A 516-nucleotide genomic window follows, 5' to 3' on the forward strand; every position below is an offset into this window, starting at 1 on the left:
AGCGTTTGAAGTCTGAGTAGTCAAACTCATTCAGCTTTTGAATCTCGCCGCTTGAACGCTCACAGTAAACAGAAGGCATGCGTAGACCATTAAACCAGTTTAGTTTCACCATCGTGTAACCCGCGCTGTCTAGAATGTGTAGACGTTGACCGATCTCTAGTGGTTGATCAAAATTTGCCACACAGAACTGATCACCGGCAAGACATGAACACGAGCCAATCACGTACTCGTGCTCGCCGTTGTCAGATGCCTCTAGAATGGAAGCTGGTTCATTGTAAATCAGCGTATCAAGACGGTGTGCTTCAGTTGCAGAGTCAACAATTGCTGTCTTCTTCACGTTCTCAACGATATCGACCACAGTAACCACTAAGTCTGTCGTCTTAGTGATGATGGCTTCACCCGGCTCTAGGTACATTTGCACGCCGTGCTTCTCAGAGAATGCTTTTAACGCTAGACCTAGCTTCTCAATATCGTAACCCGGCCACGTGAAGAATACGCCACCACCCATGCTCACCC

Annotated in this window: 1 pseudogene; it reads right to left on the reverse strand. The window is 47.7% G+C overall.

The features are described 5' to 3' along the window. Positions 1 to 516, reverse strand: a pseudogene (locus tag R7F64_RS24410) (carboxynorspermidine decarboxylase); the annotation flags it as partial.

This window comes from Vibrio sp. Vb1980 (genome assembly GCF_033338615.1).
GTDB lineage: Bacteria > Pseudomonadota > Gammaproteobacteria > Enterobacterales > Vibrionaceae > Vibrio > Vibrio alginolyticus.